The sequence below is a fragment of the Brachybacterium sp. NPDC056505 genome, from assembly GCF_042794925.1.
GTDB lineage: Bacteria > Actinomycetota > Actinomycetes > Actinomycetales > Dermabacteraceae > Brachybacterium > Brachybacterium kimchii.
Genome location: NZ_JBHTSV010000021.1, coordinates 1 through 26,390 on the forward strand (window position 1 = coordinate 1; position 26,390 = coordinate 26,390).

Sequence of the window (26,390 nt, forward strand, 5' to 3'; positions counted from 1 at the left end):
AACCCGGTCGTTTCTCTGTCGGGGGTTGTTCAAAAACCGCCTATATGGGCTCGAGACCTCACCCAGCGACATCGAAGCGGGGACTGCCAGCTGCTGGTCGAGCAGGCAGCCGCCCCCGGGGTGGAAAGCTCCCGCCGACCTCGGTGCTCGTCAGTGCTTGCGGGCGCGCATGCGCGGCGGGGCCGCGAGCATCTGCAGGTCCAGCTGGCGCAGCACCACGTCGGCCGCCTCGGGGTCGATGCCGGGCTCCGAGCGCGCCAGGAGCACCTCGGTGCGCGCGGCGTCCAGGCCCACGGTCTGCGCGGCGACCATGAGCTCGCGCCCGCGCTTCATCTTCTTGCGCCGGGCGGCGAGGGCCTTCTGCGCCTCGGGATCCACTGGTGAGCCGTCGGGGTTGATCGCGCTCATCGCCTGCGTCGTGGAGTCCAGCTCCTGGCGCAGGCCCTTGAAGCGCTTCTTCACCGCGCGCATCTGCTCCTCGGTGAGCTCGCCGGTCTCCTCGAAGCGCTCGTGGATCGCGCCCAGCGCGGCGCGCTGCGCGCGGTGGGTGAGCTCGGCGATCTCCTGGTCGGCGACCGTGCCGTCGTCCTGGAGCTTGAGCAGGCGCAGCAGCCAGCCCAGCACGAGGCCCGTCGGCACCAGGGTCACCAGCAGCACCGAGCAGGCCACGATCACCATCATGTTGCGGGCGTCGGCCTCCGACCCGGAGACTCCCGAGGTGGGGATCGCGAGGGCCAGGGCCAGGGTCGCCAGGCCGCGCATTCCGCACCAGGTGAGGACCGTGGAGTCCTTGAGCGTGAGGTTCTCGCCGGCGTCGAAGCGGGCGATCGGCTTGATCAGGAGCATGCCCACCAGTCGCACCGCCACCACGATCACGCAGGCCACGCCCGCGACCGGGAGGTAGCGGAGCACGTCCGCGCCCTCGTTGGCCACGATGTCGCGCAGCTGCATCCCCATCAGGCCGAAGGCGAGGCCGGTGACCAGCAGGTTCGCCACGTCCCAGAAGGTCGCGCGCGAGATCCGGGCCTCGGAGTCCTCCGCGCGGGCGCGGCGACGGGTCTCCAGCGCGGTGACCACCACGGCGATCACCCCGGAGGCGTGCAGCTCCTCGGCGAGCATGTAGGCGGCGAAGGGGACGACGACGCTCATCGCGGTGCGCGCGGCCGTCGTGGTCACGCGGTGCGAGGCGAAGCGGTAGAGGAAGCCGATCACGAGGCCGATCGCGACGGCGATCGCGGCGCCCACGAAGAAGTTCAGCACGAGGCCCACGCCCTGGCCCACACCCAGGGTGTCAGGACCGGTGAGGGCGCTGAGCGCTGAGGTGAACAGCACGATCGCGACGGCGTCGTTGAACAGGCCCTCGGTCTGCAGGATCGACAGCAGGCGCCGCGGCATCCGCGCGGGGCCGGCGACGGCCTCGACCGCGACCGGATCGGGAGGGGCGACCATCGCGCCCACCATGAGCGCGAGCGGGAAGGACACGGCCCCCACGAGCACCCACACGGCGCCCGCCACGAGCAGGGCCGTGGTCGCCGTGAGCCCGACGGCGAGGAACAGCAGGGTGCGCCAGCGGAAGCGGAAGACGGACCAGTCGGTCTTCTGCGCGGTCGCGAACAGCAGCGGCGGCAGGAACAGGGGCAGGATCAGGTCCTGGTCGATCTCGAGGTGCTGGAGACCGGGGATGCAGGCGATCGCGGAGCTCGCCAGGAGCATGAGGATCGGGTAGGGGAGCCGCAGGCGCTCGCCCAGGGCGACGCAGACGACGGTGACTGCGAGCAGGCCGATGACCAGCGCCAGGTTGATCATGGACGGCTCCGGGATCGTGGACGGCCGGCTGCGCGGGAACCGGCAGCGGCGGGCGGTCAGAGGCCTCGGGCGAAGTGGACGCACACCGCCGGCGCGGTCCGAGGTCGCGGGAGCCCTCCCACTCTATCGCCCACTCCGTGCGTCCCCTGCTCGCCGGCTGGGCGCGCAGGTGACGCACGGGAAGGGAAGGGAGCCGGACGGGAGTCAGCAGTACGCGGTCGTCGCGGTGGTGCGCACGTACTTCTTCGTCGCCTTCTTGGTGAGCTTCTTGTACGTGCAGGACTCGAGCTTCTTGCCCTTGGAGTCATAGGTCCGGGCGGTGTCGTGGGTGTTGTTCCAGATGTAGCTCTTGGTGCCCCAGTACAGGGTCGAGGAGGTGTTCTTCCCCTTGCCCGAGCGGATCGTGAGGGTCCTGCCGGGCTTGATCTTGGTGCCCTTGGGGAAGCGGAAGCGCTGCGGGCCGTTGTCGCGCAGCGTGTACCCGGTCAGCGAGAGGGTCTTCTTCCCCGTGTTCTTCAGGACGATGTATTCCTTGTTCAGGTGACCGTTCTTCCAGGTGTCTCGGCCCGAGGGGTCGTAGACGATCTTCACGATGTCCAGCGGCTTCTTCGTCGCCGCGTCGGCCGACGGGGCGATCGCGAGCGGGCCCGCGACGAGCGCGAGCAGCAGCAGGAGGGCGAGCAGCGGACGGACGCGGGCGTGCTGGAATCGGGCGCGCTGGAGGAGGGGCAGATGCATGGTGACCTCTGGAGGATCTGAGGGGCCGCGGGGCGTCATCGTCCTGCGGGAGCCCGGTCCGACGGGGATATGTCGGAAGATAGCACCCGGAACGGACGACGACACCCCCTGGGTCATGTCATCTGCGCGACATGGCCCGCGGCCACCGTCAGAGGGACTCCTGCCAGGCCTGGTAGAGGGCGGCGAAGCGGCCTCCGGCGGCGACGAGCTCGGCGGGGGAGCCGTCCTCGACGACCTCGCCGCCGTGGACCACGAGCACCCGGTCGGCGATCATCACCGTGGAGAGGCGGTGGGCGATGATCAGCGCCGTGCGCTCGCCGAGCAGCTTGGTCAGCCCCTCCTGGACCATGCGCTCGCTGGGGATGTCCAGCGAGCTCGTGGCCTCGTCGAGGATGAGCACGCGCGGATCGGCGAGGAAGGCGCGGGCGAAGGAGATCAGCTGCCGCTGGCCGGCGGAGACGCGGCCGCCGCGCTTGTTCACGTCGGTGTCGTAGCCGTCGGGGAGGTTCTCGATGAAGTCGTCCGCGCCGATGGCGCGGGCCGCCCGCTCGATGTCCTCGCGCGGGGCCCCGGGCATGCCCAGCTCGATGTTGTCCGCGACCGTCCCGGAGAACAGGTACGCCTCCTGGGTGACCATGACGATGTTGCGCGTGAGGTCCTGCATGGAGATGTCCCGCAGGTCCACGCCGTCCAGCAGCACCTCGCCCTCGGTCGCGTCGTAGAAGCGGCTGATGAGCTTCGCGACCGTAGACTTGCCCGCGCCCGTCTGCCCCACCAGGGCGATCGTCTGACCCGGTGGGATGTGGAGGTCCAGGGGCTTGAGCACCAGGGGGCCGTCGGCCGTGTAGCGGAAGGAGACGTCCTCGAAGTCGACGCGCCCGGTGGAGGCCGGCATCGGCGTGGGGTGCTCGGACTCCTTGACGCTCGGCGACTCCGCGAGCAGCGTCGCGATCTTCTCGAGGGCCGAGAGCCCGCTCTGCAGCGTGTTGTAGAAGCTCGCGAGCTGGTCGATGGGCTGGAAGAAGCGCCGCGAGTACAGCGCGAGCGCCACCAGCGAGCCCACCTCGAGGTGACCGCCGAGCACGCGGAAGCCGCCCACGAGCAGCACCACCGCGATCGTCGCGTTGGCGAGGATGCGCAGGGCCGGCTGGTAGATGCCGAAGGTCATCGTCGAGGCCAGCGAGGCGTCCCGGTAGTCCTGGGCGAGGTCGTCGAAGCGCTTCTCGTCGGCCGGCTCCTTGCGGAAGGCCTGGACGGCGCGGATGCCGCCCATGGTCTCCACGAAGTGGACGATGAGCCGCGCCGAATGGGTGCGGATCTGCCGGTACTGCTCGCGCGAGCGCTTCTGGAACCAGCTGGTGAGCATGACGCCGGGGACCAGCATCAGCAGCATGACCACGCCGGTCACCCAGTCCATGGTGACGATGAGGACCACCGTGAACACCATCGACAGGGTGGAGCCGACGAGGATGTCGACGCCGGAGTCGACGAGCTCGCGCAGGGCCTCCATGTCGGAGGTCTGGCGGGAGACCATGCGGCCGGAGGTGTAGCGCTCGTGGAACTCGAGATCCTGCTTCTGGGTGAAGCGGAAGACCTTCCGGCGCAGGCTCAGCAGCATCCGCTCGCCGACCACGGTGCCCTGGCGGACGTACCCGAAGGTCAGCACGCCGCCGACGATCGCGCAGCTCAGGTGCAGGGCGGCGGCGCCGAGTGCGGGCGCGGGATTGCCCTCGACCATCGGCGTGAGGGCGTTGTCGATGCCCCAGGCGATGATCGCGGGGCCCGCGACGACCGCGAGCTGGGCGATCACGACCATCACGCTCATGGCGGCGAACTGGCCGCGCACGGGGTGCAGCAGCTCGCGCAGCAGGGTCAGCGAGCGGGACCTGGCCCGCTTGTTCTCCTCGGGAGAGAGGACGCGCTGCTCCTCGTCCTCCTCGCGTGCGGGGGCGCTCATCGCTCTCCCTCCTTCCCTGCGGTCTCCTGGACCTCCCGCAGATCGAGCTCCCCGGTGAGGGTCTCGATGTCCTGGTTGCTGCGGGCCTCCTCCTCCTGGTTCGCGATCACGTACCGGTAGCGGGCGGAGCTGCGCATGAGGTCGGTGTGGGTGCCCACCGCGACGATCTCCCCGTGGTCGATGAGGGCGACGCGATCGGCGAGGGCGACCGTGGAGGTGCGGTGGGCGACGATCAGCGTGGTGGTGCCCTCGAGCACCTCGCGCAGACGGTCGGTCACCCGCTCCTCCGTCTTGGTGTCCAGGGCCGACAGCGGGTCGTCGAGCAGCAGGACGGCGGGCCGCGCCGCGATCGCGCGGGCGAGCGCCAGGCGCTGGCGCTGACCGCCGGAGAGGCTCATGCCCTCCTCGCCGATGCGGGTGTCCAGACCGTCGGGCAGGTCGAGGGCGAAGCCCGCATCCGCCGTGCGCAGCGCCAGGTGCAGCAGCTCCTCGGACTGCTCGGGGGTGAGGGCCTCGTCGGCCCCGAGCATGACGTTGCCGCGCACGGTGTCGGAGAACAGCGTCGCGTCCTCGAAGGCGACGGCCGTCAGCGAGCGCAGGTCCACGAGGTCCATGTCCCGCACGTCGATCCCGTCGATCGTGATGCGGCCACCGGTGACGTCGTAGAGGCGCGGGATCAGCTGCAGCAGCGTCGACTTGCCGCTGCCGGTGACGCCCACCAGCGCCATCGTCTCGCCGGGGCGGATGTGCAGGTCGGCGCCGTCGATGACGTCGGGGATGCGCGCGGGGGCGTCCGCGTAGCGGAAGTGGACGCCGGTCAGGCGCACGTCGCCGCGGGAGCCTGCGGGTGCGGGCTCGTCCGCGCTCTCGGGCGAGATGATGTCGTTGGACAGGTCCATGACCTCGAAGTGACGGTCGAGCGCCGTGTTCGTGTTGATCGCCTGCCCCAGGTGGTTGCCGAGCATCCGGACGGGGCCGATGACCATCGTCGCGGTCGCGAAGTAGGAGGCCATCTGACCCGTGTTCATGTGGTTCTGCGAGGTCTCGTACAGCCCCAGCAGCAGCGCGAGGCCGAGGGCGATCTCGGGGAGCATGAACATGAACATGTTGAAGGTGGCCATGGCCGTCGCCATCTTCACCTCGGTGCGGCGCAGTTCGTCGGCCTGCTCGGTGAAGCCCTCGAGGGCCGTCGGGCCGCGACCGAAGGCCTTGAGCACGCGGATGCCCTGCACGGACTGCTCGATGGTGGTGGCGAGGTCGCCGTTCTGGTCCTGCGAGAGGCGCGAGAGGTAGGCGAAGCGCTGGTTGAAGCGGAAGGCGAGGATGCACACCGGCACCGCAGCGCACACGAAGATCAGCGCGAGCAGCGAGCTCGAGCGGAACAGCAGCACCATGCCGACGATGATCGTGACCACGTCGGTGACGATCATGATCATGCCGAAGGCGACCCAGCGGCGGATCAGGCTGATGTCGCTCATCATGCGCGAGAGCAGCTGGCCGGACCCCCAGGCGTCGTGGAAGGCGACGGGCAGGTGGATGACCTTGCGGTAGAAGCTGACGCGCATCTCCTTCTCGACCGTGGTCGAGGGCGAGACGGCGAACATGCGTCGCAGCCAGATGAGGGAGGCCTCGAGGAGCCCGATGCCCATGACGACCGCCCCGCCGGTCCACACCGCGGCGGCGGTCGGATCGGCGTCCAGACGGTTGATGATCCATTCGAGGGCCTGCGGGATGAGCAGGGCGCTCGTGGAGGCGACGAGCGCACTGAGGAGTCCGAGGAAGAGACGGAAGCGGATGGGGCGGACCGTCTGCCAGAGACGGCCCATGGACGCGATCATGAAGAGGCGGCACCTCGCTGTGCGGTGATGGGCGGGGGAGTGCGGCGCGGGCTGAGGAGGCGGAGCGGGCGGGGAGGACGGTCCAGCCCGGATGCTCCGACGGGTCGGGGCACCGGGCTGAGAAGGGACGGGATACGGGGCGGACCGGCCCGGCGGGCTCCGTGAGCCTCGTGCGGACCGGCCCTTTAGCCTAGTCAACGATCACGTGGGAAACCAGAGGATTCCGGGGTGTGATCGTGGTGGGGCGCCGAGTCGGGGCGGCCGACGGTCCGGCGCCGCGGAAGGATCCTCGGGTCCGTGCGGCCGCTGCGACGGCCGCTGCGGCAGCTGCTGCTGCTCGGCGCGGGTCAGTCCTGCGCGGGCTTCGCGTCCGAGAGCAGTGCGGCGGCGCCCGCGCTCGCGCCGGCGACGGCCAGCACGGACGGCCAGGGACCGATCTTCTTCGCGAGCGGGTGCGAGAGCCCGAAGCCCAGCACGTACAGCGCGCTCAGCGCCGCGGTGGTGCCGGCGCCGCGCTTGGCGAGCCAGGTGCGGCCCGCGTAGACGCCCGCGGCGGCGAGGACGACGCCGCCGAGCGGGCGGATGCCCGTCTCCCGCGCAGTGATCCAGCCGCCCAGCAGGCCTGTGGCGACGACGGGGGCGGTGCGGACGGACTCGGCGGACTTCAGCGCGGTGGAGGTGCTCATGGGGCCGAGCCTATGACGCGACGCTGGGTGGGCACAGAGGGTGCGTGGAGGGATGACCGCCGGCTCGTGATCGGCCGAGAGGCGTCGGGCGTCGGGCGACGGACCGTCGCCTTGGGGCGGTCGACGCATCGCTCAACGCACGATGGCGGTGCCGTGCGGAGGGACGATGCCGGGTGCGGCGGGGCCGACGGCATCGAGCATGTCGGCGCCGGAGACCTGCGTGAGGACCTCCGCGTGGGTCGGCAGGTCGAGCGGATCGTCGCTCAGGTTGAGCCAGAGCGCGAGGCCGCGCGGGGCGGCGGATCCGTCGGACGGCGCGGGGCCGTCGGCCTCGAGCACGATGCGCACGGACGAGTTGGTCAGCGAGTCCTCGTCCACGTGGATCCTCGCGCTCGCCAGCCATCCCTCGCGGCGGCGCAGGCCGAGCAGGCGCTGATGCACCTCGAAGAGGCGCGGCGCGGCGGGCCGGGAGAGCAGCGCGAGGGAGGGTGAGGCGCCGGCGGGGGCCTCCCCGTGCCAGGTGCCGTCGGGCCCGATGCCGGAGCGGAGCGCGTCGGGCGAGGCGGGGAACAGAGGGCGCACGGCGTCGTCCCCGCCCGCGCGGTTCTCCTTGGTGCCGACGGCTCCCAGCTCGTCGCCCGCATAGATCGCGGGGATGCCCGGCAGCAGCGCGAGCAGGGTGACCGCGACCGCGAGGTCGCGGCCGTCGGGCAGCTGCGAGGCGATGCGCGTGGTGTCGTGGTTGCCCAGGAAGGTCAGCGGCAGGAACGGGGAGCCTCCGCCGTCGCCTTCTCCGCCGTGCACGAAGGCCTCGTGCCGGCCGAGCGCGTGGGCGAGCTCGAAGAGGTTCGTCTCGCGGATCGAGGACCAGATCGCCTTCCACAGCTCGTACTGGGTGATCGAGTCCGCACCGGAGGCCTCGGCGAGGGTCCGGTAGTCGCCGTGGATGACCTCGCCGAGGATCCACGCCTCCGGGTGCTCGGCCCGGACCATGTCCAGGATCGGCGTCCAGGCCTCGGGACCCGCCGCGTACATGGCGTCCAGCCGCCAGCCGCTGATCCCGCGGTCGAGCCACAGGTTCATCACCTGGGCGATCCGCTCCTGGACCGCGGGCTCGGCGAGGTTCAGCTCGACGAGGTCCTCATTGCCTTCGAAGCCGTACGGGTGCGCACCGGACCAGCGGATGCACGCGCCGGCGGGGGAGTCGGGGCCGTCGGCCAGCGCCCGCCGCACCAGCGGGTGCAGGTGCGAGACGTGGTTGAAGACGCCGTCGAGCACGAGGGAGATGCCGCGCTCGCGGCATGCCGCGATGAGCGCGTCGAGGTCCGATTCGTCGCCCAGCCGGGGGTCCACGCGCAGATGGTCGAGCGTGTCGTAGCCGTGGGAGGCGGAGTCGAAGATCGGGTTCAGGATCAGCACGTCCGCGCCGAGCGCGAGCAGGTGGTCGAGCCAGCCGACGATGCGGTCCAGACGATGGACGACGTTGTCGCCCTGGCGCTCGCCGTAGGTCTCGGCTCCCAGGTCCTCGCGGTGCAGCGGGGCGCCGCAGAACCCCAGCGGATAGACCTGCCAGCAGATCGCGTGCTGCCACCGCGGCGCGTCGGCGGCGGTATCGGAGGCGGAAGCTTCGACGGTGGGAGCGGGCCGGGCCTCAGGGGCGGATGAGGTCTCCATCGGTCCATCGTACGGACATGGGCTGTGACGTGCCTCCCGATCCGCGGGGTCGCTCCCGGGGGCCGCAGCCGCCCTGCGCGGCACGCGGACCGCCCCGAGGACAGGGGGTTCTTCGCTGGTGGCGTCGGGTCTGTCCCGAGGGATGCCGCAACCGGTCGGCCGGTTGCTGGGGAGCGCTGCTGCCGCCGGATGCCTCGTCTAGGGTGCTGGAGGATCGACGGCGTGCCCTGGACGTACGGCGTCCTGGTGCCGGGATCCGCGACCGCCCGCAGCAGGACGAGGAGCAGATGACAGCAGGCACCGACCGCACCCCGACCACCACGGCCCCGCCGACGCAGGACCCGTCGGCCGCAGCCCCGAGCTCCCCGAGCGCACCGGCACCGAGCGCCCCGCGCGGCCCCCGCGCGAACCCACCCGTGCTGATAGGGTCCGCCGCCCTGATCGGCGCGGTCGCGCTCTGGGCGATCCTGGCCCCCGCTCAGGCGGGGGTGGTGATCGGAGCGATCGTCACCTGGACCTCGCAGAACCTGGGCTGGTACTACATCGTCACCGCGGGCATCGTCGTCGCCTTCGTGCTCTTCCTGGCGCTCGGCCGCACGGGCGCCACCAAGCTCGGCCCCGACCACGCCCGCCCCCAGTTCAACCTGTTCACCTGGACGGCGATGCTGTTCGCCGCGGGCATCGGCATCGACCTCATGTTCTTCTCGGTCTCCGAGCCGATCTCCCAGTACTACGAGCCGCCCACGGGCGGCGGGCAGAACATCGAGGCCGCACGGCAGGCGATCGTCTGGACCCTCTTCCACTACGGACCCGTGGGCTGGGCGATGTACGCGCTGATGGGCGCGGCCTTCGCCTACTTCGCCTACCGGCGCAACATGCCGCTGAGCATCCGCACGCTGCTCTCGCCGCTGTTCGGACGGCGCATGGACGGCTGGGCCGGGCACACGGTCGACATCGCCGCCGTGCTGGGCACCGTCTTCGGGATCGCGACCTCGCTGGGCATCGGCGTGGTGCAGCTGAACTACGGCCTCCACCAGCTCTTCGGGCTCCCCGAGGGCGTCGGCGCGCAGATCGGCCTCATCGTGCTGAGCGTGCTGATGGCGACCGTATCCACCGTGAGCGGCGTCGAGAAGGGCATCCGCCGGCTCTCCGAGCTCAACGTCATCCTCGCGATCGTCCTGCTCGTCTACATCGCCGTCACCGGGAACACGCGACGCATCCTCGAGGGCCTCGTGATGAACGTCGGCGACTTCCTCTCGCGCTTCCCGGGCATGCTCCTGGACACCTTCGCGTGGGAGCAGCCGGACACCTGGTCGAGCACCTGGACCCTGTTCTTCTGGGCCTGGTGGATCGCCTGGGCGCCGTTCGTGGGCCTGTTCCTCGCCCGCATCTCCCGCGGGCGCTCGCTGCGCCAGTTCGTCCTCGGCGTGCTGGTGGTGCCGTTCCTGTTCATCGCCCTGTTCATCTCGGTGTTCGGCAACAGTGCGCTGGAGCTCGTGATCGGCGGGGACGACGCCTTCGGGCAGGTCGCGATGGCCACCCCGGAGCGCGCCTTCTACGACCTGCTCGCCCAGTACCCGGGCGCGACCCTGCTCATCGGCCTCGCCACCCTCACCGGACTGCTGTTCTACGTGACCTCGGCCGACTCCGGTGCGCTCGTGCTCGCGAACTTCACCTCCGTGATCGAGGACCCGAAGCAGGACGGCGCGACCTGGCTGCGCGTGTTCTGGGCGGTCCTCACCGGCGTGCTCACCCTCGCGATGCTGCTGGTCGGCGGGATCACCACCCTGCAGGGCGCGACCCTCGTGATCGGCGTGCCGTTCTCGATCGTCCTGTACCTGGTGATGATCTCCCTGTACCGCGCGCTGCGCAGCGAGACCCAGCAGGTCGACAGCTTCCGGGCGACCCTCGTCGCCCGGTCCGGCGCCTCCGAGCGCTCCTGGCGCTCCCGCCTGCGCCGCTCCATGTCCTACCCGCAGCGCGGCGCGACCCTGCGCTACCTCGAGCGCACCGTCGACCCCGCCCTGCAGGAGGTCGCCTCCGAGATGCGCGAGAGCGGCGCCGAGGTCGCCGTCGAGCGGCAGGACGTCGAGGGCCATCCCGTGCCCAGCCTCGTGCTGCGCGTGGGCCTTCCCGGATGCGACGACTTCGTGTACCAGGTGCACCCCGTCGCCCAGCCGATGCCGTCCTTCGCCGTGCGCGTCGCCCCCGAGGACGACGACTACTACCGGCTCGAGGTCTTCACCGCGACCGGGTCGCGCGGCTACGACGTGTACGGCTACTCCTCGGAGCACCTGATCACCGACGTCCTGGACCTCTACGAGTCCCACCTCGAGTACCTGCGGGTCTCGGAGGGAGGGGCCGACGGGGCCCTCGCCTCGGCCGTCACCACCGACTGGCACGAGGACTTCCCGGCGCTCGAGGAGGATCCTGAGGGCCCGTCGGCCGACGAGGACACGGCCGACGAGGACACGGCCGACGAGGACCGGACCGACGAGGAGCCTGCTCCCGTGCGCTGAGGCCGCCGGGCCGCACCGGCCGCGCGGACTCCCCGCACCCGATCGAACCCACCGACAGCACCGACCATCACCCCCAGGGGCCCGCGCCCCACCACGAAGGGAGAGACCATGCCCAGCACACTGTTCATCGACGGGACCTGGCGCGCCGCCGCCGAGGGCGGCACGCGCGAGATCCGGTGTCCCGCGGACGGCGAGCTCGTCGCCGTCGTCGACGAGGGCACCGAGACGGACACGATCGCCGCGATCGAGGCCGCCCGCCGCTCCTTCGACTCCGGGGTGTGGACCTCCGTCCCGGCCGCCGACCGCGGCGCCCTGCTGCTGCGCGCCGCCGAGCAGCTGCGCGAGCGCAAGGAGGAGTTCTCCCGCGCCGAGTCCCTGGACACCGGCAAGCGTCTGATCGAGTCGCGCCTGGACATGGATGACATCGCTGCCTGCTTCGACTACTTCGGGCGGATCGCCGCCCAGGATGCCGGCCGCGTGGTCGACGCCGGTGATCCGGACGTCGCCAGCCGCATCGAGCACGAGCCCGTGGGCGTGTGCACGCTGATCACCCCGTGGAACTACCCGCTGCTGCAGGCCGCGTGGAAGATCGCGCCCGCGCTCGCCGCCGGCAACTCCTTCGTGCTCAAGCCCGCCGAGCTCACCCCGCACACCGCGATCCTCATGCTGCAGGTGCTCGAGGACCTCGGCCTGCCCGCGGGCGTCGGCAACCTCGTGCTCGGGGCCGGCGCGAGCGTCGGCGGACCGCTGTCCACGCACCCCGACGTGGACATGGTGTCCTTCACCGGCGGTCTCGTCACCGGGCGCCTGATCGCCGCGAACGCCGCCGCGAGCGTCAAGAAGGTCGCCCTCGAGCTGGGCGGCAAGAACCCCAACGTGGTCTTCGCCGACGCCGACTTCGACGCGGCCCTGGACAACGCCATGAACGCCGCCTTCGTCCACTCGGGGCAGGTGTGCTCCGCCGGCGCCCGGCTGATCGTCGAGGAGTCCATCGCCGAGAGGTTCGTCGACGAGCTGGTGCGCCGCGCCGAGCAGATCCGCCTGGGCGGCCCCTTCGACGAGCAGGCCGAGTCCGGCCCGCTGATCTCGAAGGCCCACCGCGAGAAGGTCGACGCCTACGTGCGCGCCGGCGAGGCCGAGGGCGCGCGCGTGCGCACGGGCGGCGCCTTCGCCATCGGCGAGGGCCTCGACGAGGGCTTCTACTACCAGCCCACGGTGATCGACCAGGTGCGCCGCGGCATGTCCGTGGTGCGCGACGAGGCGTTCGGGCCGACGGTCACCGTCGAGACCTTCACCAGCGAGGACGAGGCGATCGCCATCGCCAACGACACCTTCTACGGCCTCGCCGGCGCCGTCTGGACCCAGGACGCCGGACGCTCCCAGCGCGTCGCCCGCGCGCTGCGCCACGGCACCATCTGGATCAACGACTTCCACCCCTACCTGCCGCAGGCCGAGTGGGGCGGGTACAAGCAGTCCGGCTCCGGCCGCGAGCTCGGGCCGACGGGCCTCGCGGAGTACCAGGAGGCCAAGCACATCTACCAGAACCTGCGTCCCGCGGTCACCGGCTGGTTCCCCCAGCACTGAGCGCGCGAGCGGCCGCCGGACGGAGCGGAACCCCGTGACCGGCCCATCGGCCCCGCCGCGCCCCGACCCCCGGACACCGAACGAAGGAGAACACCACACATGCAGACCACCCACACCTTCGACTACGTGGTGGTGGGCGGCGGCTCCGCCGGCGCCGCCGTCGCCGCCCGCCTGAGCGAGGACCCCGAGGTGAGCGTCGGCCTCCTCGAGGCGGGCCCCTCGGACCAGGACCACGACGTCGTCCTGCAGCTGGACCGCTGGATGGAGCTGCTCGAGTCCGGCTTCGACTGGGACTATCCGATCGAGCCGCAGGAGAACGGCAACTCGTTCATGCGCCACGCCCGCGCGAAGGTGCTGGGCGGCTGCTCCTCCCACAACTCCTGCATCGCCTTCTGGGCGCCGCGCGAGGACCTCGACGAGTGGGCCGACGTCCACGGCGCCAAGGGCTGGGAGTCCGACCGCACCTACCCGCTGTACACGAAGCTCGAGACCAACGAGGACGAGGGCGCCCACCACGGGCACGACGGCCCCGTGCACCTCATGAACGTGCCCCCGCGCGACCCCTCCGGCGTCGCGCTGCTCGAGGCCTGCGAGCAGGCGGGCATCCCCCGCACGCGCTTCAACGGCGGACAGACCGTCGTCAACGGCGCGAACTTCTTCCAGGTCAACCGTCGGGCCGACGGCACCCGCTCCTCGTCCTCGGTGTCCTACCTGCACCCGATCCTCGAGCGCGAGAACCTCACGATCCTCACCGGCTCCTGGGCACGGGAGCTCGAGTTCGACGACGACCAGCGCTGCACCGGCGTGCAGGTCGTCGACAACGCCTTCGGGCGGCCCTCGCTCATCGAGGCCCGACGCGAGGTGATCGTCTCCTCCGGGGCGATCAACACCCCGCAGCTGCTGATGCTCTCGGGCATCGGCCCGCGCGAGCACCTCGAGGAGCACGGCATCGAGGTCCGCGTGGACTCGCCGGGAGTGGGCGCCCACCTGCAGGACCACCCCGAGGGGCTGGTCCAGTGGGAGTCGAAGCAGCCCATGGTCCGCGAGTCCACCCAGTGGTGGGAGATCGGCGTGTTCACCCCCACCGAGGAGGGCCTGGACCGGCCCGACCTGATGATGCACTACGGCTCGGTGCCCTTCGACATGCACACCTACCGCGCCGGCTACCCGACGGCGGACGAGGTCTTCTGCCTCACCCCGAACGTCACCCACGCCCGCTCGCGCGGCACCGTGCGCCTGCGCTCGCGGGACTTCCGTGACAAGCCCAAGGTCGATCCCCGCTACTTCACCGATCCCGAGGGCCACGACATGCGCGTGATGATCGCCGGGATCCGCAAGGCCCGCGAGATCGTCTCCCAGCCGGCCATGGCCGAGTGGGCGGGCCGCGAGCTGTCCCCGGGCATCGAGGCGCAGACCGACGAGGAGCTCGCCGAGTACATCAGCGCCACCCACAACACCGTCTACCACCCGGTGGGCACGTGCCGGATGGGCCCGCTCGATGGCGCCGACTCGCCGCTCGACCCGCAGCTGCGCGTCAAGGGCGTCACCGGGCTGCGCGTCGTCGACGCCTCGGCGATGCCCGAGATCGTCACCGTCAACCCCAACATCACCGTGATGATGATGGGCGAGAAGTGCGCGGAGATGATCACCTCGGGCGAGTGAGCCGGGGCGTCGCGCGTCGCGCCGACGAGGCGACGGCGTCGCGCCGAGAGGGAGTAGGCGGCGCGTCATGGACGCGGACGCCGCGTGAGAAGCACGAAACGGTTGCCAAGAGCGCTCTTGGCAACCGTTTCGTACTTCTCGCGGCCCGGACTGGCTGGGTGCGCTGCGGAGCGGGGGCCGACTGCGAGGTGCGGCCCGGCCGGGCTGGGTGCACCCGGCGCGGCTGCGCCCGTCAGTCGGCGAGCTGCTGGCGCTTGGCCTCGGAGGCGACCTCGGCCTGCGCGGCGACCTCGGCGGGATCGGCGCCGCTCGCCGCGGTGACGACCGCGCCCACGAGCCCCTCCACGAGCGGTGCCCAGCTCAGGCGGGTGCGCTCGACGATGGCGGGCTCGGTGAACTCGAGGGCGGTGCGCGCGGAGAGGATCGCCGAGCCCAGGTCCATGAGGACGACGACGCCCTGGCCGTCGTCGGCCTCCTCGATCGCCGCGCTGATCGCGGCCGCGTCGGTGCCGAGTCCCGGCTGATCGGTCTCGGGGTCCTGCACGCCGGCGGCGATCTCGATGCGGGGACCGCCCTCGCGGACCATCTGGCGGGCGAGGTCGACGGCGGCCTCGGCGAGCTGACGCGAGTGCGAGACGACGACGATGCCGGTCATGAGGCCGCCTCCCCATCGGGCGTCGGTCCGCCGGGGCGGACCACGTCCGCGAGCGCCTCCCAGAGCAATGCGGTCGAGGCGGCGCCGGGATCGATGTGGCCGACGGAGCGTTCGCCCAGGTAGGAGGCGCGTCCCTTGGTGGCCTCCATCGGACCGGTCGCGTCTCGGCCCTCCTGCGCTCCCGCGGCACCGGCGAGGACCGCGCCCTGCAGGGTCTCGCCCGCCCGCAGGTAGGCGTCCAGCGCCGGGACCCAGGCGTCGAGCATGGTCTTCTGGCCGATCATCGATTTGCCGCGTTCCTCGATGCCGTGCACGCCCGCCTGCAGCGCGGCGAACAGGGCGTGCAGGTCGAGCGCGTCGGCGCCCTTCGCGCTGGTCGCGAAGCGCAGGAAGAACGTGCCGTAGAGCGGCCCGGAGGCACCGCCGACGCTCGAGACGAGCGTCATCCCGACCTTCTTCATGAGCGCCTGGACGTCCTCGTACTCGCCGTCGAGGATCCCCGCGACGGCGTCGAAGCCACGCTGCATGTTCGCGCCGTGGTCGGCGTCGCCGATCGCCGCGTCGAGGTCGGTGAGATACGGGGCGTTCTCGTCGACCAGCTCCGTGCAGCGGCGCAGCCAGGTGGTCAGCTCGTGCAGCCCGAGCTCCGAGACGGGGGTGTTCTCGCTGGTCATCGCCAGCTCCTTTCGTGGTGGCTGATGGGGGAAGGCCGACGGCGACGGCCGACGGGGGCGACCGCCGGGAGCGGCCGACGGGCTCAGAGCCCGCGGCGCAGCGCGGGCGTGGCGACCGGTGCGTCCCAGAGCGCGGTGAGCTCCTCGTCCAGACGCAGCAGGGTGATCGAGGCGCCGGCCATGTCGAGGCTCGTGACATAGTTCCCGACCAGGTCGCGCGCGACCTCGACGCCCGCCCCCTCGAGGACCGCGTGGGCGTCGGCCGCGAGGATGTAGAGCTCGAGAAGCGGGGTCGCGCCCATGCCGTTGACCAGCAGCAGCACGGGGCCCTCGCCGGGAAGCTCGGCGAGGATCGGCTCGAGCATGGTGCGGGCGATCTCGCGCGCCGGAGCGATCTTCTCCCGGCGCCGCCCGGGCTCGCCGTGGATGCCGATGCCGATCTCGATCTCGTCCTCGCCCAGCTCGAACGACGGTTTGCCGTTCGCGGGCACGGTCACCGAGGTCAGCGCCACGCCGAGTGAGCGGGCGTTCTGGTTCACCCTCTCGGCGATCGCGGTGACCTCGTCGAGCGACCGGCCCTCCTCGGCGGCGGCGCCCGCGATCTTCTCGACGAGCACGGTGCCGCCCACGCCGCGGCGGCCGGCGGTGAAGGTGGAGTCCTCGACGGCGACATCGTCGTTCGTCACGACGCTGCGCACCTCGGTGCCGGACTCGGCGTCGGCCAGCTCCGCTGCCATCTCGAAGTTCATGACGTCGCCGGTGTAGTTCTTGACGATCTGCAGCACGCCGGCGCCGCGGTCCACGGCGGCGATCGCTGCGGTGATCTGGTCGGGGACCGGGGAGGTGAAGACCTCGCCCGCGCAGGCCGCGTCGAGCATGCCCTCGCCCACGAAGCCGCCGTGAAGGGGCTCGTGGCCGCTGCCGCCGCCGGAGATGATCGCGACCTTGCCGTCGCCCTTGGGGCGACCGCGCAGCACGACGCGGTTCTCGAGGTCCACCTGCAGGTCATCGGGATGGGTGAGGGCCATGCCCCGCAGGGCGTCGACGACGACGTCGGCCGTGGCATCGATGAGCTTCTTCATGGCTCGACGCTACCCCGTGCGGTGAGCGGCGTCACGGGGTGCTGAGGAGTCCCTGCTCGATGCCGGCGCGGCCGGCGCGGCCAGCGGCGGCGCGGACCCGCTCAGGCCTTCGCAGTCGCGGCCGCCGTCGCACCGTCGGAGTCCTCGAGGGAAGCGGCGAGGACGATCCGGTGCCGCGCGGACGACCCGCCCTTCGGCGCCTCGATCGCGAAGGAGACCCGCGTGCTGCGGCCCGCGCGGACCTCGACCTCCTTCGCCCTGCCCAGCCTGCGTTCGCCGTCCCAGGCGAGAACACGCAGGGTGCCGCCGCGACGCGAGCGGACGCGGGCGCGCACGCGGTCGCCGGAGCTGTGCACGTCGTGGATGCTCAGCACGGAGCGCCCCAGGTCGGGCCGCCCGCCGAGCCCCACGCCGTCGGCCGCCGACTGGATGATCGACTGGGCCGACTCGACCGAGCGGGCGGCGGTGTTCGGGATGACGGGATCCTGCGGCGCGTCGTCCCCGGCGTCGGCCTGCGGCAGCTGCAGCACGCCCCAGCGGAACGGGTCGGCCTGCACGCCGGGGAAGGTCGACCAGCCGATGCGGGACTGCCCGGTGCGGTCCTGGGTGTCCGAGTCGTACACGACGACGTTCAGGCCGATGTGCTCGGGATAGATTCCGTTGGGGAGCGCGTCGAAGGGGATGGTCGCCTCGAGGTCGTAGCCCTCGTACGGGTCGCTGATGCGGGAGGCGACGCGCACCCCCGGTGCCGTCTTCGCGAGCGCGCCCTGGTGCTGGTCGTGGTCCCGGCCGGCGGCGACGCCCGCCGAGGCCCCGTCGGCGGCCAGGGTGTCCGGGAGGATGCCCAGGATGAACGTCGAGGCCGTCGACTCGGAGTCGCCGCGCGGGTCGATCATGATCTCCACGGAGTCCGTGCGGAAGCGCTGCTTGTTGTCATCGGCCCCGAGCACCGTGCCCTCGGTGTCGTCGACGACGTGCACGAAGACATGGAGCGCCTCCTCGTCGAAGGTGACCCAGGCGGAGCCGGAGGCGTCCGCCGCGGTGACCTCGGCGCCCTCCCACAGGGTGCCCACGTCGATCGGATCGCCCGGGTACTCGCCGTCCTTCCGGCGACCGTCGACGGCGACCTCGTCCGAGGGCTTCGCGACCAGCCGGGGCACGAGCACGAGCCCCTGCTTCTCCATGTGCGCGGTGCCGTCGCTCACGGTGCGCACCGTCACCGGGTAGACCCCGCCGTGCGGTGCGCGGTTGGCCGTCGGCAGGGACGCGTCCGTGTTCTCGAGGGTGACCTGCACGGTCTTCGTCCCGTGAGCAGGGATCGAGGCGACGGTGAGCGTCGCGGGGTCCGCCGTGATGCCCGCGGGAAGCGTGAGCTCCACATCTGCGGAGCGGGCCTCGTCGGTGAGGTTGCGGGCCTCGACGTCGAGCGTCCTCGTGAGCCCCGAACCCAGCGCGTGCTGCGTCGGGACCAGGGCGTCCAGGCGCTGCATGCCCAGGTCGTCGGTCCAGTCCAGGAACTGCGCGATCTCCGAGCGGGGCGCGAGGCCCGCGCGGACAGGACCGGAGACCTGCAGAGGGAGCACGTTGCGGCCCTCGCCCCGCCGGCAGCGCAGAGTCGCCGTCAGCTGCACGGCCGTCCTGGTCTCGGCGTCGGAGGCGGGCGTGACGGTGAGCCGGGCCGTCGCGCTGCGTCCCTTCGCGATCGTGCCGAGGGAGGTCCTCCCCTCCACGCTCCAGCCCTTCGGCGTCTCCAGCGCCACCTCCGCCCGCGGCAGGGCGCTGCGCGCTGCGCGCGAGGTGACCTCCACGGTGAACGGGACGCCGGGGACCACCTCGAAGGCGTCGGCGGTGATCTCCAGGCGGGTTCCCTCGGGCAGCCCGCCCTTCGCCGACGGCAGGGAGGCGCCGCGCAGGGCGGCCTCGTCTCCGCTGGTGGGATCCGCGAGCGGCGTGCGGGAGTCGAGGAGCGTGAACCAGGCGACGGGGATCTTCGCGGGGTCGGTCGGCGACGGCGGATTCACCGTCCAGCCCTGCGTGGCGTAGGAGCGGATCGACTCGTCGAGCAGGGCGCTCCAGCGCGTGCCGTGCTCCGCGGACTCCGTCCCGTTCCAGGCGCCGAAGACCAGGTCCGAGGCGACGGTGGGCTCGAAGCCGTCCGCCACCGCATCCGGGCCGGTGCCGCCCGTGCCGTCGGAGCCCGAGCGCAGGATCCGGGCGGGGGAGAAGGGCTTCAGCCCCTCGTCGAAGTGCTCGGGGAAGACGTCCTCGCGGCCGGCCATCAGGTAGGCCTCGAGGGCGAAGCGCGCCGCCTGCTGGTGGTTGCCGTGATTGCCCTCGACGGCCGACGGGTTCATCGTCACGATGACGTCCGGCCGCGTCGCGCGCACGACCCGGATGATGCGGCTGAGCACGGCCTTCTCACCCCACACCTCCTGGGTGAGCGGCGCGGAGAGCGTGTAGTAGAAGTCCACGGCGTCGAGGTTGAAGACGTGGCGGATGCCGGCGATGCCCACCGCGGTGCGCTCCTCGGCCTCGCGGATGACGCCCAGCTCGGGGCCCTCCTCGAGGCCGACGGCGTTGCCGCCGCCCTCGCCGCGGGTCACCGTGATGACCCCGGCCTCCTGGTCGTGGAACTCGTGCCACTGGCCGAAGGCGGCGAGCGCCCACGCCTCGTCGTCCGGGTGCGCGCCGATGTACAGCACGTCCAGGTCGATGGCGCCGGCGGCCGCGGCCTGCTCGGCAGGGGTGAGCGCGCCGCCGGCGAATGCTCCGACGCCGCCCGCGAGGGTGAGGGCGGCGCCGCCGCGCAGGACGCTGCGGCGGGTGGGGCGGGTCGTGGACTGGGGGATCGGGATCATCATTCCTCCTCGAACGGATCCTCGGGATGCTGCCGGCCCGCGCTCAGTGCGCCCCGGCGTCGGAGCGCAGCGCGAAGGTGCCCTGGGCGCGGCGCTTGCCCTGGACGGCGTGGTCCGGGATCACCTCCTCGAGGAAGCAGTAGCCGTCGCGGGTGTGCTTGGCACGCAGGTCGCCGCCGTCGGAGGAGCTGGTCAGCGCCCTCCACCAGTCGGTGATGTCGCCCCAGCCGGGCGCGGCGAGCGAGCCGCCGAACTGCTGCACGGCCAGCGCCGAGCACAGCGAGGCGAACTTCAGGCGCTGCTCGAGGGGCCGGCCGGCGAGGGTGCCCAGCACGATCGCTGCGGCGAACACGTCGCCCGCACCGGTGGTGTCCAGGGCGCGCACCGGGACGGCCGGGCAGTACTCCTCCTCGCCGGTCGAGGAGTCGATCGCGTAGGCGCCCTCGGCGCCGTCGGTGACGATCGCGAGCGGCACCTTCTCGGCGAGCGCTCGCACGGCGGCGCCCGGGGTGGAGGTGCGCGTGTACCCCATCGCCTCGACGGCGTTGGGGGTGAAGGCGTGGCAGTGGGTGAGCGGGGCGAGGTCGGCCGGATCCCAGCGGCCGGTCGCATCGAAGCCGATGTCGGCGAAGATCATCGTGCCCGCCTCCGCCAGGCGCGACCACCAGGCGGTCTCCCCGGCGAGGTCCACGACGGCCGCGCGGGCGGCGGGCGCCCTGTCGATGAGCGTCGAGAGCGGCTCGGGCAGGGGGTGGCCGTGGGTGACCATCGCCCGGTCCTCCGGGGTGGCCACGGAGACGGTCAGCGGCGAGTGGAAGCTGGGGAAGCGGCGTGAGGCGTGCAGGTCGATGCCCTCGTCGCGGCTGAGGGTCTCCCACATCCAGTCCGCGTAGGCGTCGTCCCCGAAGCCGGCGACGAGGCCGGTGCGCAGACCCAGGCGGGCGGTCGCCGTCGCCAGGTTCGCGATCCCTCCGGGGCACGATCCGAGCCCCTCGGACCACAGCTCCTCGCCGGGAGCGGGCATGCGCTCGAGGCCCGTGAACACGATGTCGAAGAAGACCGTGCCCGAGAGCAGCACGTCCAGCGGCGGGTCCTCGGGGGTGCGCTGGGAGGCCAGCGGGTCCCAGTCCCCGGCCGCGGAGGTCGTGGTGGGTGCGGTCTCGTCCATCTCTCTCACTCCGTCTCTCATTCCTTCGAGGCGCCGTCGATCATGCCGCGGATGAAGTGCCGCTGGAGCACCAGGAACAGGATCAGCATCGGCGCGGCGACGATGATCGCGCCCGCGGCGAGCAGGGCGTTGTCGGCGGTGTACTGGCCCTGGAAGTTCGCCAGGCCCAGCGGGGCGGTGCGGTGGCGGCCCGACGGCGTCATCACCAGGGCGATGAGGAACTCGTTCCAGGTCCACAGTCCCACCAGCACCACCAGGGTCACGATCGCGGGCCGCGAGGCCGGCACCAGGATCCGCAGCAGGGTGCGCAGCGGCCCCGCCCCGTCGAGCGCGGAGGCCTCGACGAGGCTCTGCGGCAGGGCGCGGAACTGTGCGCGCATCCAGAAGGTGCCGAAGGCGATCGACTGCGCGATCTGCGGCAGAGCGATCGCCGCATAGGTGTCGGTGAGGCCCACCGTGCGCAGGTCGTAGAACAGCGGGATCACGATCGCCTCGGCGGGGATCATGAGGCCCAGCAGGAACAGCGGGAACAGCACGCGCGAGCCCGGGAAGCGCATGGTGCCGAAGGCGTAGCCGGTGCCCAGGGACAGGGCCACGGAGACCACCACGACGATCAGCGCGACCACGAGCGAGTTCCCGAGCGAGGCGCCGAAGCCGCCGATGCGCCAGGCGTCGATCAGGTTCTCCGGGTGGATGCCGCCGGCGGCGCCGATGCGCGGGGAGAAGGCGTCGCGCAGGATCGTGAGGACGGGGAACAGCGCGAAGGCGGCGAACGCCACGAGGACGACGTAGTTCATGGTGCGCTCGGCGGTGGAGACCCTCATCGTCGGCCCCCTCGCGTCTGCGGACGCTCGTCGATGCGTGTGACCAGCAGATTGATCGCGAACACGAGGATCGTCAGCACGATCGCGACCGAGCTCGCCGAGCCCACGTCCTTGAGCTCGAAGGCCCGCCGGTAGACCTCGTAGCTGGGCACGGTGGTGGCGTTGCCCGGCCCGCCCGAGGTCGTCATGTACACGAGGTCGAAGGTCTTCAGGGCCGCGATGATCGTCAGCACGAGCGCCGAGACGATCTCCCCGCGCACCGAGGGCAGAGTGATCGCGAAGAACTCCCGCACCGGCCCGGCGCCGTCGAGGCGCGCAGCCTCGTAGAGGTCCTCGGGGATGCGGCTCATGCCCGCGAGCAGCAGGAGCATCACCAGACCCATCTCGAGCCAGGTGCCGATGAAACCGACGGCCGGCAGCGCCGCGCCGGGATCACCCAGCCAGCCGCGGGCCAGGGAGTCCAGGCCCACGGCGCGCAGCACGGTGTTCAAAGGGCCGTCGGGCGCATAGATGTGCTTCCACGCGACGGCGACTACGACCAGCGCGACCACCTGCGGCAGGAAGATCACGGTGCGGAAGAAGCCGAGCCCGCGCACCTGCGCGCGGCGCAGCACCGCGGCGAGCAGCAGGCCGATCGCGAGCGGCAGCAGCGCGTAGAAGATGATGAGCACGAGCGCGTTGCCGATCGCGGCGAGGAAGCCGCCGTCGCGCAGCAGGTCCGCGTAGTTGCCCAGCCCCACGAAGGTCGAGGCGCCGATGCCCGACCAGTCGTACAGCGAGAACTGGGCCGAGCGCACGAGCGGGTACAGCGCGAACGCCCCGTAGACCACGAACCCGGGCAACAGGAACAGGTACGGCGTGAGGCGACCCCGGACCACGGCCGACGGGGCGCTCCGGCGCCGGGCCCTCGCGTTCGCCGCGTCCGCCTGGTCCCTCGTGGTCCCCTGCTCCGCTGCGCGCGTGCTCACGAGGCTCCCGTGAAGTCCGCGTAGTCCTTCTGCAGGGCCGCGGCGGCGTCCTTCGGCGAGGACTGCCCGCCGATCAGCTCCTGCAGGGTCGCGCCCGCGGTGTCGGAGAACGTGGGGGTCGCGTAGTCGAGGTAGGGCAGCAGCACGCCGTCGTTCGAGACCGCGTCGAAGGCCTCGAAGATCTCCTTGTTCACGCCCTTCTTCGGAGCGAGCGCCGCGGTGTCCAGCACGGGCATGCCCCCGTTGTCCGCGATCAGCTTCATCGCGTCCTCGCTGGTGATGAAGTCGATGTAGGCCGCGGCCGCGACCTGGTTCTTCGCCTTCGCGGGGATCGAGAAGGGCAGGCCGGTGCCGCCCGTGGTCGCGACCTTGCCGCCGACGCCGGCGGGCGGGGCCATGAAGTGCAGGTCGTCCCCCATGGCCTTGGCCATGTCGGTGCCCAGCCACGAGCCGCCGATCAGCAGCACGCCCTTGCCCTTGGTGAAGTCCGCCCAGGCCGCGTCGTAGTCCAGGCCGTTGGGCGAGTCGCCCAGGTACTTCTTCTCCGCCCAGTCGGCGAGCTCGGTGAGGGCGTCCACGTTCTTCGCGTCGGTCCAGTCGCCGCCCGCGTTGCCCATCGCGAGCTTCGTGATCTGCTCGGGGTCCACGGAGGCGGCCTGGAGCGGACCGAACACGTGCAGCGCGGGCCATTTGTCGAGGTTGCCGAGCATGATCGGCTGCTCGTCGGCCTTCTGGGCGGTCTCCAGGACGGTCCGCAGCTCGTCCCACGAGGTCGGGGGCTCAGCGCCGATGCCCTGGAGCTTCTTCGCGCTGTAGTAGATGCCGCAGACCTCGCCGGTCTGCGGCACGCCCCACAGGGAGCCCTCGCCGAAGGTCTTCGCGTCCTCGGAGTAGCGCGCCTTGGAGAGCACGGAGTCCGAGAAGCGCTTCGACCAGCCGTAGGCGTCGGCGTAGCCCGAGAGGTCCAGCAGCTGCCCGGCCTTGACGAACTCGCCCATGTCGGCGCGCGCGTTGTTGACCTGCAGGACGTCGGGGACGTCGGCCCCGGAGAGGGTGAGGGCGGTCTGCTTCTGCAGATCGTCGAAGGACTGCTTGACGCGATCGACCTTCACGTTCGGGAACTTCTTCTCGAAGGCCTTGATGAGGGCGGTGATGGCCTCATCCTGCGAGCCGCGGACCTCCTGGTCCCACACCCGCAGGGTGATGTCGCCGAGCCCGGCGACATCGGTGTCGACCTCGTCGGCCGACGGGCCGGTGGGGTCGTCGGTCGTGCCGGTGCCGGGAGCGCAGGCGGCGAGGGCTGCCATGCCGCCCGCGGCGGTGGCGGAGGCGAGGAACTGGCGACGGTGCATGAGGTCCTCCAGGGGAGCGGGGACCTCAGCTTCCCACAGGTTGCGCGAGGATGCGAGAAGATGAATGCTGATGTTCGGAACTGCGTGAAGATGCGCGGACGGTGCTAGGTTGACCGCATGCTCACCGATGACCGCCGCCGTGGGATCGTCGCCGCCGTGCGTCGCCGCGGCTCGGTCCCGGTCGCCGATCTCGCGCAGTCCTTCGCCGCCTCGGAGGCGACGATCCGACGGGATCTCGAGCAGCTCGCCGCGGACGGACAGGTGCGGCGGGTGCGCGGCGGCGCCTGCGACCCGCGCGGCGACGCGCATCCCGAGCCTGACCCGCGACGCTTCGAGCAGGTCGCCCGCGACGCCGTCGGCCCCAAGCGCGAGATGGCGCAGCGAGCGGCGGTCCAGGTGGCCGATGGGGACGTCATCGCCCTGGACATCGGCACCACCGTCGCCGCCATGTGCCCCTTCCTGCTGGGCCGCTCCATCACCGTGGTGACCTCCTCCCTCGCCGTCGTGCGGGGGCTCGCGGGGGCGCGCGACGTGGAGCTCGTGGTGCTCGGCGGGATCCTGCGCCCCACCTACGGCAGCCTCGTCGGGCCGCTCACGGAGTCCGCGCTGCGCCAGCTGCGCGTGGACCGCGCCTTCCTGGGCACCTCCGGGATCCGGGCCGACGGGACCGTGCTGGACACGACCCCCAGCGAGGTGCCGATCAAGCGCGGACTGCTCGACATCGCGACCGTCTCCTGCCTGCTGGCCGACCACGAGAAGCTCCCCGGCACCGGGTACCTCGAGGTCGCGCCGCTCGCGCGCTTCGACCAGCTCGTCACGGACAGGAAGCCCTCGGCCCGCGAACTCGACCTTCCCCCCGACTCCGACCTGGAGGTCCTCACCCCATGAAGCTCACCATCCTGGGCGGCGGAGGCTTCCGCGTCCCGCTCGTCTACGAGGCCGCCGCGACCGGCGCCACCGGGCTCACGATCGACGAGATCGTCCTGCAGGACGTCGATCCCTCCCGCCTGCGGACCATCGAACGGGTCGTCGAGGAGCTCGGGGCCGAGCTGCGCGCACAGGGGCGGACCGTCGGCCCTCTGCCCCGCCTGATCGTGACCACCGACCTGCGTGAGGCCGTGGTCGGCGCGGACTTCGTGTTCAGCGCCGTGCGCGTGGGCGGGGCCGAGGGGCGCACCGTGGACGAGCGCGTCGCCCTCGACCTGGGCCTGCTGGGCCAGGAGACCGTGGGCGCCGGCGGCCTCGCCTACGCCCTGCGCACGCTGCCCGTCGCCCTCGAGATCGCCCGCACCCTCGCCGAGGTCGCGCCCCGCGCCTGGACCATCACCTTCACGAATCCCGCGGGCATCGTCACGGAGGCCATGCGCTCCGTGCTCGGCGACCGCGTGGTGGGCATCTGCGACACCCCGATCGGCCTGGTGCGCCGCGTGAGCCGCCTGATCGGCGAGGACGTCGACGCACCCGACGCCCTCGACCGCATCGGCATCGACTACGTGGGCCTGAACCATCTGGGCTGGCTGCGCGGCCTCTCGGTCGATGGGGAGGACCGCCTGCCGGGGATCCTCGCCGACGACGCCGCCCTCGAGCAGATCGAGGAGGCGCGGCTCGTCGGCTTCGACTGGGTGCGCGCCATGCGCGCCCTGCCCAACGAGTACCTCTACTACTACCTGTTCACCCAACAGGCCCGGGAGCGGATCCTCGAGGCAGGCACCACCCGCGGCGAGTTCCTCGTCGAGCAGCAGGGCCGGTTCTACGGGCAGGCCGCGGAGAAGTCGGAGGCCTGCTGCGACGGGCCGCTCGCGGCCTGGCGCGCGACGCTGCACGAGCGCGAGGCGACCTACATGGCCGAGTCCCGGGAGGCCGACGAGGAGCGCCGTCCCGAGGACGTCGCCGGGGGCGGCTACCAGGAGGTCGCGCTGCGCCTGATGACCGCGATCGCGAGCGGCCGCACCGAGCGGATGATCCTGGACGTCGGCAATGCGCCGGCCGGATCATCGACCGCCGCCGCCGACCCCTCCGGGCGCATCGTCCCGCAGCTCCCGGACGACCTCGTCCTCGAGGTCCCCTGCCTGGTCGACGGCGACGGCGTCCACCCGCAGGCCGTCGGCCCCGTCCCGCTCGAGCAGCTCGGACTGATGGCGCAGCAGCGCGGCGCGGAGCGCTGCATCCTCGAGGCCGCGACCGTCGGCGATCCGGTGCGCGCCCGCCGCGCCGCCTGGGAGGGTTTCTCGACGCACCCGCTCGTGCGCTCGGTGGACCTGGGCGGGAAGCTCGTCGACGCCTATGCCCGCCGGCAGCCCGCCGTGGGTCGGCTGCTGGGATACTGAGGCGGATCCACCGGGGCG

The 26,390-nt window shown here is 71.8% G+C and carries 19 protein-coding genes; 5 read left to right on the forward strand and 14 right to left on the reverse strand.

Annotation, left to right across the window (positions count from 1 at the left end):
* Positions 1–150 precede the first annotated feature (150 nt).
* The 6 genes from ACFQ53_RS11345 to ACFQ53_RS11370 all read right to left on the reverse strand — a co-directional run bounded on the left by ACFQ53_RS11345 (position 151) and on the right by ACFQ53_RS11370 (position 8,699).
* Positions 151–1,806: a cation:proton antiporter gene (locus ACFQ53_RS11345; protein ID WP_377859674.1), complete on the reverse strand. Its 1,656-nt coding sequence runs from the start codon at positions 1,804–1,806 to the stop codon at positions 151–153.
* Between the two features lie 204 nt (positions 1,807–2,010).
* A complete protein-coding gene (locus ACFQ53_RS11350; RefSeq protein WP_377859677.1) occupies positions 2,011–2,544 on the reverse strand; it encodes a lamin tail domain-containing protein in 534 nt (177 codons plus the stop codon).
* 148 nt (positions 2,545–2,692) lie between these two features.
* On the reverse strand, positions 2,693–4,501 hold the full coding sequence (locus tag ACFQ53_RS11355) for an ABC transporter ATP-binding protein (RefSeq protein ID WP_249477637.1): 1,809 nt from the start codon (positions 4,499–4,501) through the stop codon (positions 2,693–2,695).
* Positions 4,498–6,339 (reverse strand): ABC transporter ATP-binding protein, encoded by a 1,842-nt coding sequence (locus tag ACFQ53_RS11360; protein ID WP_377859682.1) that lies wholly within the window; start codon positions 6,337–6,339, stop codon positions 4,498–4,500. The genes ACFQ53_RS11355 and ACFQ53_RS11360 overlap by 4 nt, the downstream gene beginning before the upstream one ends.
* A 347-nt stretch (positions 6,340–6,686) precedes the next feature.
* Positions 6,687–7,025, reverse strand: coding sequence for a hypothetical protein (locus tag ACFQ53_RS11365; protein WP_377859685.1), 339 nt, complete (start codon positions 7,023–7,025; stop codon positions 6,687–6,689).
* A 132-nt stretch (positions 7,026–7,157) separates the two neighbouring features.
* Entirely contained in the window at positions 7,158–8,699 is a 1,542-nt protein-coding gene (locus ACFQ53_RS11370; RefSeq protein ID WP_377859688.1) for an alpha-amylase family glycosyl hydrolase, read from the reverse strand.
* 287 nt (positions 8,700–8,986) lie between these two features.
* Here ACFQ53_RS11370 and betT point away from each other — a divergent pair, with 287 nt between their 5' ends.
* The 3 genes from betT (at position 8,987) to ACFQ53_RS11385 (ending at position 14,464) form a co-directional block, all read left to right on the forward strand.
* Positions 8,987–11,218: a choline BCCT transporter BetT gene (betT, locus tag ACFQ53_RS11375; protein WP_377859691.1), complete on the forward strand. Its 2,232-nt coding sequence runs from the start codon at positions 8,987–8,989 to the stop codon at positions 11,216–11,218.
* Between the two features lie 108 nt (positions 11,219–11,326).
* Positions 11,327–12,802, forward strand: coding sequence for an aldehyde dehydrogenase family protein (locus tag ACFQ53_RS11380; RefSeq protein WP_377859694.1), 1,476 nt, complete (start codon positions 11,327–11,329; stop codon positions 12,800–12,802).
* Positions 12,803–12,901: 99 nt separating this feature from the next.
* Positions 12,902–14,464: a GMC family oxidoreductase gene (locus tag ACFQ53_RS11385; RefSeq protein WP_377859696.1), complete on the forward strand. Its 1,563-nt coding sequence runs from the start codon at positions 12,902–12,904 to the stop codon at positions 14,462–14,464.
* A 232-nt stretch (positions 14,465–14,696) separates the two neighbouring features.
* On the opposite strand, the gene dhaM is transcribed toward ACFQ53_RS11385, so the two are convergent.
* The 8 genes from dhaM to ACFQ53_RS11425 all read right to left on the reverse strand — a co-directional run bounded on the left by dhaM (position 14,697) and on the right by ACFQ53_RS11425 (position 24,045).
* Positions 14,697–15,119 (reverse strand): dihydroxyacetone kinase phosphoryl donor subunit DhaM, encoded by a 423-nt coding sequence (gene dhaM, locus ACFQ53_RS11390; RefSeq protein ID WP_377859698.1) that lies wholly within the window; start codon positions 15,117–15,119, stop codon positions 14,697–14,699.
* Positions 15,116–15,793: a dihydroxyacetone kinase subunit DhaL gene (gene dhaL, locus ACFQ53_RS11395; protein WP_377859700.1), complete on the reverse strand. Its 678-nt coding sequence runs from the start codon at positions 15,791–15,793 to the stop codon at positions 15,116–15,118. Before dhaL ends, dhaM begins: the two co-directional genes overlap by 4 nt.
* 83 nt (positions 15,794–15,876) lie before the next feature.
* The gene (gene dhaK / locus ACFQ53_RS11400) at positions 15,877–16,875 is read right to left on the reverse strand and encodes a dihydroxyacetone kinase subunit DhaK (RefSeq protein WP_377859702.1); all 999 of its coding nucleotides are present in this window, start codon (positions 16,873–16,875) and stop codon (positions 15,877–15,879) included.
* A gap of 101 nt (positions 16,876–16,976) precedes the next feature.
* Positions 16,977–19,733, reverse strand: a complete 2,757-nt coding sequence (locus ACFQ53_RS11405; RefSeq protein WP_377859704.1) for a PIG-L family deacetylase — start codon at positions 19,731–19,733, stop codon at positions 16,977–16,979.
* Between the two features lie 43 nt (positions 19,734–19,776).
* The gene (locus tag ACFQ53_RS11410; protein ID WP_377859706.1) at positions 19,777–20,901 is read right to left on the reverse strand and encodes a carbohydrate kinase family protein; all 1,125 of its coding nucleotides are present in this window, start codon (positions 20,899–20,901) and stop codon (positions 19,777–19,779) included.
* Between the two features lie 17 nt (positions 20,902–20,918).
* Entirely contained in the window at positions 20,919–21,725 is an 807-nt protein-coding gene (locus ACFQ53_RS11415) for a carbohydrate ABC transporter permease (RefSeq protein ID WP_377859708.1), read from the reverse strand.
* A complete protein-coding gene (locus ACFQ53_RS11420) occupies positions 21,722–22,603 on the reverse strand; it encodes a carbohydrate ABC transporter permease (RefSeq protein WP_377859770.1) in 882 nt (293 codons plus the stop codon). The genes ACFQ53_RS11415 and ACFQ53_RS11420 overlap by 4 nt, the downstream gene beginning before the upstream one ends.
* Before the next feature lie 86 nt (positions 22,604–22,689).
* Complete coding sequence (locus ACFQ53_RS11425; RefSeq protein WP_377859710.1) at positions 22,690–24,045, reverse strand: extracellular solute-binding protein; 1,356 nt, start codon at positions 24,043–24,045, stop codon at positions 22,690–22,692.
* 117 nt (positions 24,046–24,162) lie between these two features.
* On the opposite strand from ACFQ53_RS11425, the gene ACFQ53_RS11430 reads away from it, so the two are divergent.
* A complete protein-coding gene (locus ACFQ53_RS11430; RefSeq protein ID WP_377859712.1) occupies positions 24,163–24,933 on the forward strand; it encodes a DeoR/GlpR family DNA-binding transcription regulator in 771 nt (256 codons plus the stop codon).
* The gene (locus ACFQ53_RS11435) at positions 24,930–26,372 is read left to right on the forward strand and encodes a 6-phospho-beta-glucosidase (RefSeq protein WP_377859714.1); all 1,443 of its coding nucleotides are present in this window, start codon (positions 24,930–24,932) and stop codon (positions 26,370–26,372) included. Before ACFQ53_RS11430 ends, ACFQ53_RS11435 begins: the two co-directional genes overlap by 4 nt.
* The last annotated feature ends 18 nt before the right edge of the window (positions 26,373–26,390 follow it).

What these genes read in the sequence shown, in the direction of transcription:
- ACFQ53_RS11345 (WP_377859674.1), bottom strand. Translation starts at nt 1,806, where the DNA reads ATGATCAACCTGGCGCTGGTCATCGGCCTGCTCGCAGTCACCGTCGTC.
- ACFQ53_RS11350 (WP_377859677.1), bottom strand. Translation starts at nt 2,544, where the DNA reads ATGCATCTGCCCCTCCTCCAGCGCGCCCGATTCCAGCACGCCCGCGTC.
- ACFQ53_RS11355 (WP_249477637.1), bottom strand. Translation starts at nt 4,501, where the DNA reads ATGAGCGCCCCCGCACGCGAGGAGGACGAGGAGCAGCGCGTCCTCTCT.
- ACFQ53_RS11360 (WP_377859682.1), bottom strand. Translation starts at nt 6,339, where the DNA reads ATGATCGCGTCCATGGGCCGTCTCTGGCAGACGGTCCGCCCCATCCGC.
- ACFQ53_RS11365 (WP_377859685.1), bottom strand. Translation starts at nt 7,025, where the DNA reads ATGAGCACCTCCACCGCGCTGAAGTCCGCCGAGTCCGTCCGCACCGCC.
- ACFQ53_RS11370 (WP_377859688.1), bottom strand. Translation starts at nt 8,699, where the DNA reads ATGGAGACCTCATCCGCCCCTGAGGCCCGGCCCGCTCCCACCGTCGAA.
- betT (WP_377859691.1), top strand. Translation starts at nt 8,987, where the DNA reads ATGACAGCAGGCACCGACCGCACCCCGACCACCACGGCCCCGCCGACG.
- ACFQ53_RS11380 (WP_377859694.1), top strand. Translation starts at nt 11,327, where the DNA reads ATGCCCAGCACACTGTTCATCGACGGGACCTGGCGCGCCGCCGCCGAG.
- ACFQ53_RS11385 (WP_377859696.1), top strand. Translation starts at nt 12,902, where the DNA reads ATGCAGACCACCCACACCTTCGACTACGTGGTGGTGGGCGGCGGCTCC.
- dhaM (WP_377859698.1), bottom strand. Translation starts at nt 15,119, where the DNA reads ATGACCGGCATCGTCGTCGTCTCGCACTCGCGTCAGCTCGCCGAGGCC.
- dhaL (WP_377859700.1), bottom strand. Translation starts at nt 15,793, where the DNA reads ATGACCAGCGAGAACACCCCCGTCTCGGAGCTCGGGCTGCACGAGCTG.
- dhaK (WP_377859702.1), bottom strand. Translation starts at nt 16,875, where the DNA reads ATGAAGAAGCTCATCGATGCCACGGCCGACGTCGTCGTCGACGCCCTG.
- ACFQ53_RS11405 (WP_377859704.1), bottom strand. Translation starts at nt 19,733, where the DNA reads ATGATCCCGATCCCCCAGTCCACGACCCGCCCCACCCGCCGCAGCGTC.
- ACFQ53_RS11410 (WP_377859706.1), bottom strand. Translation starts at nt 20,901, where the DNA reads ATGGACGAGACCGCACCCACCACGACCTCCGCGGCCGGGGACTGGGAC.
- ACFQ53_RS11415 (WP_377859708.1), bottom strand. Translation starts at nt 21,725, where the DNA reads ATGAGGGTCTCCACCGCCGAGCGCACCATGAACTACGTCGTCCTCGTG.
- ACFQ53_RS11425 (WP_377859710.1), bottom strand. Translation starts at nt 24,045, where the DNA reads ATGCACCGTCGCCAGTTCCTCGCCTCCGCCACCGCCGCGGGCGGCATG.
- ACFQ53_RS11430 (WP_377859712.1), top strand. Translation starts at nt 24,163, where the DNA reads ATGCTCACCGATGACCGCCGCCGTGGGATCGTCGCCGCCGTGCGTCGC.
- ACFQ53_RS11435 (WP_377859714.1), top strand. Translation starts at nt 24,930, where the DNA reads ATGAAGCTCACCATCCTGGGCGGCGGAGGCTTCCGCGTCCCGCTCGTC.